Origin of the sequence: Nonomuraea marmarensis (assembly GCF_043197025.1) — a bacterium.
Lineage (GTDB): Bacteria > Actinomycetota > Actinomycetes > Streptosporangiales > Streptosporangiaceae > Nonomuraea > Nonomuraea marmarensis.
Genome location: NZ_JBICRM010000081.1, coordinates 1 through 10,027, shown reverse-complemented (window position 1 = coordinate 10,027; position 10,027 = coordinate 1). Strand labels below are relative to the sequence as shown.

3 protein-coding genes are annotated in these 10,027 nt (G+C 72.3%); all 3 read left to right on the top strand.

From position 1 onward, the window contains the following. The coding region (locus ACFLIM_RS49655) for a type I polyketide synthase (protein ID WP_393177834.1) at positions 1-3,242 on the top strand (3,242 nt) is incomplete at its 5' end. Beyond that, on the top strand, positions 3,232-8,547 hold the full coding sequence (locus tag ACFLIM_RS49650; RefSeq protein ID WP_393177832.1) for a type I polyketide synthase: 5,316 nt from the start codon (positions 3,232-3,234) through the stop codon (positions 8,545-8,547). The genes ACFLIM_RS49655 and ACFLIM_RS49650, both read left to right, overlap by 11 nt. 15 nt (positions 8,548-8,562) lie before the next feature. After that, a partial coding sequence (locus ACFLIM_RS49645) for a type I polyketide synthase (RefSeq protein ID WP_393177830.1) occupies positions 8,563-10,027 on the top strand: 1,465 nt, incomplete at its 3' end.

Genomic DNA, 10,027 nt, shown 5'->3' with positions numbered 1-10,027 from the left:
ACATGCGGGTGCTGGCTGCGGAGCTGGAAACGGCGCTGGCCGGCGTGCAACCCGCAGATAGTGAGGTCGCGTTCTGCTCTTCGGTGGTCGGCGATCTGCTGGATGGGGCGGGGTTGTCGGGCCGGTATTGGGTGGACAACTTGTGCCGGCCGGTGTTGTTCGAGCAGACGGTGCGGGCTGCCGCTGCGGCGGTGGGCAGGGCGGTGTTCGTCGAGGTGAGTCCGCATCCGGTGTTGGTGGGGGATGTGGCGGACAGTTGCGGGTCGGCCGGGGTGTGTGGGTCGTTGCGGCGGGGTGAGGGCGGCCCGCGCCGGATGTTGACTTCGCTGGCGCAGGCGTGGGTGCTGGGTGCGCCGGTGGCGTGGCCGCTGGTGTTGGGGACCGGGCCGGGTCCGGCCGGTCAGCCTCCTACCTACGCCTTCCAGCGAAACCGCTACTGGCTCGACGCCGGAACCAATGCCCCAGGCTCGTCCCGGCACCCGCTGCTTGACCAGGCTGTGCCGCTGGCCGCTGACGACGGGTTCCTGCTGACCGGGCGGTTGTCCCTGGCCACGAACCCATGGCTGGCCGACCACTCCGTGGACGGTGTCGTGCTGCTGCCCGGCACGGCGTTCGCCGAACTCGCGCTGGAGGCCGCCGCCAGGGCCGGGTGCGACCTGGTCGAGGACCTGACGCTGGAGGCGCCGCTGATCCTGCCCCCGTCGGGCGCCGTACAGGTGCAGGTGACGGTGGGCGGGCCGGACGAGCAGGGCCGCCGCACGGTGAGCGTGCACGCTCGGCAGGCGGCGGACGCCCCCTGGGCCCGGCACGCGAACGGACTGCTCGGGACGGCTCCGGCGGCTGCTCACGAGCGGCTGGCGTCCTGGCCTCCCGAGGGGACCGCGATCGACCCGGACGACCTGTACGAACGGCTCGCCGAGCGCGGCTACGAGTACGGCCCCGCCTTCCAGGGCCTGCGGGCCGCCTGGCGCGCGGACGGCCACGCCTACGCCGAGGTCGCGCTGCCCGAGCCGGTACGCGCGGACGCCGACCGATTCACGCTGCACCCCGCACTGCTGGACGCGGCGCTGCACCTGGTGGTGTCCGAGTCGGCCGACGATGGGGACGCCCTGCTGCTGCCGTTCTCGTGGAACGGGGTTCGGGTGGCCGCGCTCGGGGCCGACACCCTACGGGTACGCATCAGCCACCAGGGCGACGACCGGATCTCGCTGGCCATCTTCGACGGAGCGGGCGAGTGGATCGCCGGCGTCGAGACGCTGGCCATGCGCAAGACCCCGAGGAACATCTCCCGCGCCTCCACCGGAGCCACGTCCTACGCCGTCGAATGGACCGAGGCGGCCGCGCCGGCCACGGCCGGGCAGCGATGGGCGGTGGTCGGATTCGACACACTCGCCGACGAGATCGAGGCGGAGCTGACGGCGGCGGGGATCCCCGCGCCGCGCTACTACGACCTCGTCTCCCTGGCCGACATGAGCGCGAGCGAGATCCCCGGCCTGGTGCTGGCACCCTGCCAGGCGGACCCCGACGACCTGCCGTACTCGGCTCACGACGGTCTGCACCAGGTGCTCGACCTGGTGCAGGGCTGGCTCGGCGACGAGCGGTTCGCGAACTCGCGGCTGGTGTTCGTCACGCGGCCGGGTGACCTGGCGGGCGCGGCAGTGTGGGGTCTGGTGCGGTCGGCGCAGTCGGAGCATCCCGGCCGGTTCGCGCTGGCCGAGGTGACGGAGGGCTTCTCGGACTGGAGCCGGGTGGCCGCCGCGGTCGCGGCAGGCGAGACCCAGCTCGTGGCCAGGCAGGACGCCCTGTTGACGCCCAGGCTGGCGCGTCGCGAGGCCGTCACCGAGCCCTCGACGGACGTGTCAGGGACGGTGCTGGTGACGGGCGGCACGGGTGGCCTCGGCGCTTTGGTCGCCGGGCACTTGGTGCGCCGGCACGGGGTACGCGATCTGCTGCTGGTGTCGCGGCGGGGCCCGGCAGCCCCGGGCACGGCGGCGCTGGTGGCCGAGCTGGAAGAGCTGGGCGTGCATGTCACCGTGACGGCCTGCGATGTCTCCGACCGGCAGGCGCTGGCCTCCGTGCTGGCCTCGGTGCCCGCACTGGCCGGGGTGGTGCATGCGGCCGGGGTGCTGGATGACGCGTTGGTGCAGGACTTGACTCCGGATCGGGTGGCGTCGGTGCTGGGGCCGAAGGCGGATGCGGCCTGGCATCTGCATGAGCTGACCCGTGATCGGCCGCTGTCGATGTTCGTGTTGTTCTCCTCGGTGGCCGGTGTGCTGGGCAATGCCGGGCAGGGCAACTACGCGGCGGCCAATGCGTTCCTCGATGCGCTGGCAACCCACCGCCACACGCGGGAGCTGCCCGCGGTCTCGGTGGCCTGGGGTCTCTGGGACACCGACTCGGACATGACCGGCGGGCTCAGCCACGCCGACATCGCCAGGCTCGCTCGGGCGGGCATCGCCCCGCTGAGTGTCGAGCAGGGCTTGGAGTTGTTCGACGCCGCCCTGGTCAGTACCGAGCCGGTCATGGTGGCCGCGCGCTGGGACGGTGCGGGGTTGCGTACCAGGGCTGAGAACGGTGCTCTGCCACCGATGCTGCGCGGACTGGTCCGCGCGCCGCGCCGGGTCGCGTCGAGCCAGGTAAGCACAGGACCGGTGGCCGGGCCGGAGCTGTCCGAGCGGCTGGCGGTGATGGCCGAGGCGGACGCGCGCGCTCATCTCACCCAGCTCGTACGCGGCCACGTGGCCGCCGTGCTCGCCCACCCCAGCCCCGACCAGGTGGACATGGACCGGGCCTTCAACGAGCTCGGCTTCGACTCCCTGACCGCCGTCGAACTCCGCAACCGGCTCAACACCGACACCGGCCTGCGGCTGCCCGCCACGCTCGTCTTCGACCACCCCACAGTCACGTCGCTGGCCGAGTACCTGTTCAACTCGCTGGCCCCCGACGGGCCTTCGCCCGAGGACGCGCTGCGCGCGGCGGTGGACCAGGCCGAGGCGGCGCTGCTGGCCGCCAACGGCCAGGCCGACGCCGTCCGCCCCCAGTTCGTCGCCATCCTGCAGAGCGCCCTGGCCAGGATCGGCGCCACCGCGGCGGCCACCTCGGCCACCGCCCAGAACGGCTCCAACGGGGCCGCGGAGGAGATCGTGTCCGCATCGGACGAGGAGATCTTCGCGTTGATCGACAACCGAGCCATGACATCCCCCTTGAGAACCTCGGAGGAAAGGCCCCGCCATGGCGAATGAGGACAAGCTCCGCGAATACCTGAAGCGGGTCGCCGTCGAGCTGGCGGAGACCCGGCAGCGGTTGGCTGAGGATGAGGGTCGTCGGCATGAGCCGGTGGCGATTGTCGGGATGGCGTGTCGTTATCCGGGTGGGGTGGGCAGTCCTGAGGAGTTGTGGGGGCTGGTCGCCTCGGGGCGGGATGCGATTGGTGAGTTTCCGGGGGATCGGGGTTGGGATGTGGAGGGTCTGTACGACCCGGATCCGGAGGCGGTGGGGAAGTCGTACACGCGGCATGGGGGTTTCCTGTATGACGCGGGTGACTTCGATGCGGGGTTCTTCGGGATGAGTCCGCGTAGTGCGCTGGCGACCGATCCGCAGCACCGGTTGTTCCTGGAGACGTGCTGGGACGCCCTGGAGCGGGCCGGAATGGACCCCGCGAACCTGCGCGGCGACCACGTCGGCGTCTACGCCGGGAACATGTTCAACGACTACTCATCACGGTTCATGCACGGAGCGGTGCCCCCGGCCGTGGAGGGGACGCTGCTCTCCTCCAGCACGCCGAGCGTGCTCTCTGGCCGGGTCTCCTACACCTTCGGCCTGGAGGGGCCGTCGCTCACGGTGGACACGGCCTGCTCGTCCTCGCTGGTCGCGCTGCACCTCGCGGTCCAGGCACTGCGGCGCGGCGAGTGTTCGCTCGCGATGGCGGGCGGCGTCACCGTGATCGCCTCACCGGACGCCTTCATCGAGTTCTCCCGCCAGCGCGGCCTCGCTCCCGATGGGCGGTGCAAGTCGTTCTCGGCTTCGGCTGATGGGGCGGCGTGGGCTGAGGGGGTGGGGGTGCTGGTGCTGGAGCGGTTGTCGGAGGCTCGGCGTAACGGTCGGCGGATTCTGGCGGTGATCCGGGGGACCGCGGTCAATCAGGATGGCGCGAGCAATGGGATGACGGCTCCGAGCGGTCCGGCGCAGGAGCGGGTGATTCAGCAGGCGCTGGCCGATGCGCTGTTGGATGGCCGGGATGTCGATGTGGTGGAGGCGCACGGTACGGGTACCACGTTGGGTGATCCGATCGAGGCCCAGGCGTTGCTGGCCACCTATGGCCGGATGCGTCCGGCGGATCGGCCGCTGTGGCTGGGTTCGGTGAAGTCGAACATCGGTCATACGCAGGCGGCCGCGGGGGTGGCCGGCGTGATCAAGATGGTGATGGCCCTGCGGCACGGCGTGCTCCCTCGCACGTTGCACGTCACCGAGCCCACCCCGCACGTCGACTGGTCGGCGGGCAACGTGCGGCTGCTGACCGAGCGGGTCGAATGGCCGCGCGGCGAGCAACCCCGCCGGGCCGGCGTATCCTCCTTCGGCATCAGCGGCACCAACGCGCACGCGATCGTCGAGGAGTTCGTCCCCGCCCCCGAGCCGCCGGTCGCCCCCGCCTTCACCGGCCCGCTCGCGTGGACGATCAGCGCCCGCGGCCCCCAGTCGCTGGCGGCCCAGGCCGGGCGGCTGCACCAGTTCGTCAGCGAGGGACACGACCCGGTTGACGTGGCGTACTCCCTGGCCAAGCGCCCGGTCCTGCCGCACCGCGCCGTAGTGCTCGGCCACGACCGCGCGGCCCTGACCGACAACCTCGCCCGGTACCTGCGGGGCGAGTCCGTGGCCGATGTGGTCGAGGGCGCCGGCGGCGCTCAGCCCCGCGTGGCCTTCCTCTTCACCGGCCAGGGCGGCCAGCGGCCCGGCATGGGACGCGGGCTGGCCGCCGCCGCGCCGGTGTTCGCCGCCGCGCTCGACGAGGTGTGCGCGGCGCTCGACCCACACCTCGACCGGCCGCTCCGCGACGTGATGTGGGCCGAGCCCGGCACCCCCGAGTCGGCGCTGCTGAACGACACCGCCTACACCCAGCCCGCGCTGTTCGCCTTCGAGGTGGCCGCGTGCCGGCTGCTGGAGTCGCTGGGCCTGACGCCCTCGGTGCTCGCCGGGCACTCGGTGGGCGAGTTCGCCGCCGCGTACGTGGCCGGGATCTGGTCGCTCCCCGACGCGGCCCGCCTGATCGCCGCCCGCGGCCGGCTCATGCGGGAGCTGTGCGCGCCGGGCGCGATGGTCGCCGTGGCCGCCACCGCCGACGAGGTCGCGCCCACCCTCGCCGGGCTGGCGGACCACGTTGGGATCGCCGCCGTCAACGGCCCCACCAGCGTGGTCCTCTCCGGGGCCGAGGAGCCCTGCCTGGCCGTGGCCGACCACTGGCAGCGGCTCGGCAGGCGTACCCGCAGGTTGGCGGTCAGCCACGCCTTCCACTCACCGCTCATGGAGCCGATGCTCGGCGCGTTCGCCGTCGAGCTGGAGAGCGTGACGTTCGGGCAGCGGCGCGTCCCGTCCGTCACCGGCATCCCCGGCGCGTGGACCAGCCCCGGCTACTGGCTGGAGCAGATCAGGCAGCCCGTCATGTTCCACCCGGCAGTCGGCAGGCTGGAGGAGAGCGGCGTCGGCGTCTTCCTGGAGGTGGGGCCACAGGCCGTGCTCTCCGGCATGACCCACGACTGCGTCACCGGCGAGGACGCCACGATCCTCTCCCTGCACCGCCGGGACCGCGACGAGCCCGACGCGCTGGCCGCCTGCCTCGCCGGGGCCTGGACCGCTGGGGCGAACGTGGACTGGGCGGCGCTGTCCCGCCACGGCCACCCCCTCGACCTGCCGACCTACGCCTACGAACGCGAACGCTACTGGCTCGGCGCGCCCGCCAGAGGGTCCGACCTGTCCGCCACCGGCCTGCACGACGTCGATCACCCGCTGCTCGGCGCGGCGGTCGACCTGGCCGGCAACGGCCCGACCGTGCTCACCGGCCGCCTGTCGATCGCCGACGCCCCCTGGCTGGCCGACCACGCGGTGGCCGGAGCCGTCGTACTGCCCGGCGCCGCACTGGCCGACCTGGTCCTGGAAGCCGGTACGCGGGCCGGGCACGGCCTGGTCGAAGAGCTGATGTTCGAGGCCCCGCTGGTCCTGCCGGCCCGCGGCGGGGTGGCCGTCCAGGTCGTCGTCGAGCCGCCGGACGACTCCGGCTCGCGACCGGTACGGATCCACTCCCGCCCGGCCGACGACCACGAGGCCGGCTGGACCCGCCACCTGTCCGGCGCCGTCGCCGAGGACCGGGACGGCGACGCCCGCCCCGATTGGGCCGCCGCCTGGCCGCCCGCCGAGGCCACGCCGGTGGACATCGCGGGCGGGTACGAGCGCCTGGCCGAGCAGGGCTACGAGTACGGGCCCACCTTCCAGGGGCTGCGCGCCGTGTGGCGGCGGGGCGAGGAACTGTTCGCCGACGTGTCGCTGCCCGATGAGGTGGACGTGACCGGGCACGCCATCCATCCGGCGCTGCTGGACGCCATGTTCCACCCGCTGCTGGTCGCCGGCGACGCCGAGGGCCTGCGCCTGCCGTTCGAGCTGCGCGGGGTCAGGCTGCTCGCCACCGAGGCCAGGACGCTCCGAGTGCGGCTGGCCAAGGTCGGCGACGACGGGTGCGCCATCGAGGCCGCCGACTCCTCGGGACGGCTGGCGTTCTCACTGGCCTCGGTACGGACGCGGCCGCTGCCGTCCGGCGCGCTCGGCGGCTCCACCGGGTTGGCCTCGTACGCGGTGGACTGGGTAGAAGCGGCCGCCGAGCCCGGCGACGCGGAGGCGGTCGTGATCCCGTGCGTGAGCGGGCAGGGGAACGTGCCCGCCGCCCTGCGGCAACTCACCGCGCAGGTGCTGGACGCCGGCCAGGACCCGCGCCTGGCCGAGTCCCGGCTGATGTTCGTCACGCGGCCGGGTGACCTGGCGGGCGCGGCGGTGTGGGGTCTGGTGCGGTCGGCGCAGTCGGAGCAGCCCGGCCGGTTCGTGCTGGCCGAGGCCGAGGACGGCTACACCGACTGGGGCCGGATCGCGGCCGTGGGCGAGCCCCAGGTACGGGTACGCGAAGGCAAGCTCCTCGTGCCCCGCCTGGCCCGCCGCAAGGCCGAGCCCTCGACGGACCTAGCCAGGACGGGCGGCCTTGGCGCTGGGACGGTGCTGGTGACTGGCGGCACCGGCGGCCTCGGCGCTTTGGTGGCGCGGCACCTGGTGGCGCGGCACGGGGTACGTGACCTGCTGCTGGTGTCGCGGCGTGGTCCGGCAGCGCCCGGCGTGGCGGACCTGGTGGCCGAGCTGGAGGAGTTGGGCGCGCACGTCACTGTGACGGCATGCGACGTCTCCGACCGCGAGGCCCTGGCGTCGGTGCTGGCCTCGGTGCCCGCGCTGGCCGGGGTGGTGCATGCGGCGGGAATCCTGGACGACGCTCTGGTGGAGGATCTGACTCCGGATCGGGTGGCGTCGGTGCTGGGGCCGAAGGCGGATGCGGCCTGGCATCTGCATGAGCTGACCCGTGATCGGCCGCTGTCGACGTTCGTGCTGTTCTCTTCCCTGGCGGGCGTGCTGGGCAATGCCGGGCAGGGCAACTACGCCGCGGCCAATGCGTTCCTCGATGCGCTGGCCACGCACCGCCGGGAGCTGGGGCTGCCTGCGGTCTCGGTGGGCTGGGGGTTGTGGGACGCCGAGTCCGGCATGACCGGGGAGTTGAGCCGGGCGGATGTGGCCAGGCTGGCTCGGGCGGGCATCGCCCCGCTGAGCGTGGAGCAGGGTTTGGAGCTGTTCGACGCGGCTTTGGTCAGTGCCGAGCCGGTGATGGTGGCGGCCCGCTGGGACAGTGCCGGGCTGCGTACCAGGGCTGAGAGCGGTGATCTGCCGCCCATGCTGCGCGGACTGGTCCGCGCGCCCCGGCGGGCCGCGGGCGGCGCGCAGGCCGAGAGCCTGACCTCGCTGATGGCCCGGCTGGCCGAGCTGACCAAGGAAGAGGGACTGCGCCTGCTCACCGACCGGGTACGCGGCCACGTCGCCGTCGTCCTCGCGCACGCCAGCGCCGAGAAGATCAGCGTCGATCGGGCGTTCACCCAGCTCGGCTTCGACTCCCTGACCGCCGTCGAACTGCGCAACCGGCTCAACGCCGACACCGGGCTGCGGCTGCCCGCCACGCTCGTGTTCGACCATCCCACGGTCAGCTCGCTCGCCGAGTACCTGTTCAGCACGCTGGCCCCGGCCACGCCCTCACCCGAGGAGACCCTGCGCGGCGCCCTCGAACGCGTGGGGTCCATGCTCACCAGCGCCAAGGACGACGGCGAGGCCATCCGCAGCAAGCTCGTCGCGGTGCTGCAGAGCGGCCTGGCCATGTTCGGCCCGTCCCAGGGCGCCCCCGACGACACCGTGATGGAGAAGATCGACTCCGCCTCTGACGAGGAGATCTTCGCCCTCATCGACAACGAACTGTGACTGGAAGGCTGACCGATGAGGACCGAGGACAAGCTCCGCGACTACCTCAGGCGCGCGACCGTCGAGCTGGCGGAGACCCGGCAGCGGTTGGCTGAGGATGAGGGTCGTCGGCATGAGCCGGTGGCGATTGTCGGGATGGCGTGTCGTTATCCGGGTGGGGTGGGCAGTCCGGAGGAGTTGTGGGGGCTGGTCGCCTCGGGGCGGGATGCGATTGGTGAGTTCCCGGTAGACCGTGGCTGGGATGTGGAGGGTCTGTACGACCCGGATCCGGAGGCGGTGGGGAAGTCGTACACGCGGCATGGGGGTTTCCTGTATGACGCGGGTGACTTCGATGCGGGGTTCTTCGGGATGAGTCCGCGTAGTGCGCTGGCCACTGATCCGCAGCACCGGTTGTTCCTGGAGACCTGCTGGGACGCCCTGGAGCGGGCCGAGATCGAACCTGGCACGCTGCGCGGCACCCGCACGGGCGTCTACGCCGGCAACATGTACGACTACTACTCCACCCGCTTCCTCGACCGGGCGCCCGAGTCCGTCGAAGGCACCCTGTTCACCTCCAGCGCTCCCAGCGTGCTCTCCGGCCGGGTCTCCTACACCTTCGGCCTGGAGGGGCCGTCGCTCACGGTGGACACGGCCTGCTCGTCCTCGCTGGTCGCGCTGCACCTCGCGGTCCAGGCGCTACGGAGCGGCGAGTGCACACTGGCGCTGGCCGGGGGCGTGACGGTCATGTCGTCACCGGTTCCGTTCGTGGAGTTCTCCCGCCAGCGTGCCCTCGCTCCTGATGGGCGGTGCAAGTCGTTCTCGGCTTCGGCTGATGGGGCGGCGTGGGCTGAGGGGGTGGGGGTGCTGGTGCTGGAGCGGTTGTCGGAGGCTCGGCGTAACGGTCGGCGGATTCTGGCGGTGATCCGGGGGACCGCGGTCAATCAGGATGGCGCGAGCAATGGGATGACGGCTCCGAGCGGTCCGGCGCAGGAGCGGGTGATTCAGCAGGCGCTGGCCGATGCGCTGTTGGATGGCCGGGATGTCGATGTGGTGGAGGCGCACGGTACGGGTACCACGTTGGGTGATCCGATCGAGGCCCAGGCGTTGCTGGCCACCTATGGCCGGATGCGTCCGGCGGATCGGCCGCTGTGGCTGGGTTCGGTGAAGTCGAACATCGGTCATACGCAGGCGGCCGCGGGGGTGGCCGGCGTGATCAAGATGGTCATGGCCCTGCGGCACGGCGTGCTCCCTCGCACGTTGCACGTCACCGAGCCGACGCCGCACGTGGATTGGTCGTCGGATGGCGTGCGGTTGCTGACCGAGCAGGTCGAATGGCCGCGCGGTCAGCGTCCCCGCAGGGCGGGGGTCTCGTCCTTCGGGGTCAGTGGGACGAATGCGCACGTGATCGTGGAGAGTGCGCCGGAAGTGGATCCTGTGGCGTCGGTGGGGCTGCTGCCTGGTGCTGGGGTGCTGGTGTGGGTGGTGTCGGGCAAGAGTGCGG

What these genes read in the sequence shown, in the direction of transcription:
- ACFLIM_RS49650 (WP_393177832.1), top strand. Translation starts at nt 3,232, where the DNA reads ATGGCGAATGAGGACAAGCTCCGCGAATACCTGAAGCGGGTCGCCGTC.